Annotated in this window: 1 protein-coding gene; it reads left to right on the forward strand. The window is 31.7% G+C overall.

The annotated features are described in order from the left end of the window. A partial coding sequence (locus tag ACJDU8_RS25690; protein ID WP_406795024.1) for a BMC domain-containing protein occupies window positions 1-135 on the forward strand: 135 nt, incomplete at its 5' end. Between the last annotated feature and the right edge of the window lie 303 nt (window positions 136-438).

Below are 438 nucleotides of genomic sequence, written 5' to 3' on the forward strand. Positions count from 1 at the left end.
ACTCTTACAGGAGATGTAAGTGCAGTTAAGAATGCAGTAGAAGCTGGAGTTAATGTTTCACTTGAAAGCGGAATGTTGGTAAACAGCGAAGTTATATCCGGTCCAAGCAAAGGTTTATTACAATATCTATTATAAATCGCATGAAGTTTATAGTGTAAGTCATATAAAATTATATTAAATCAAGATAATTTATAGGATGTAATATACTCTAGAATTATAGTTTTAGCTAAAATAGAAAATAGATACTACTATATTTGTTAAGAATGCACCTTCTTATGCAGAAATAGGCTTTGGAGGATATGACATACAACATTTACAACAATGTAAATACGGTAGTATAAATATTACAACCTTTAGGGGTAAGAGAGGTGTAATGATGGATTTACTAAAAAAGATTAAGGATGCAGGTATTATAGGAGCTGGAGGAGCAGGATTCCC

It is taken from the genome of Candidatus Clostridium eludens, assembly GCF_045310515.1.
GTDB lineage: Bacteria > Bacillota > Clostridia > Clostridiales > Clostridiaceae > Clostridium_B > Clostridium_B eludens.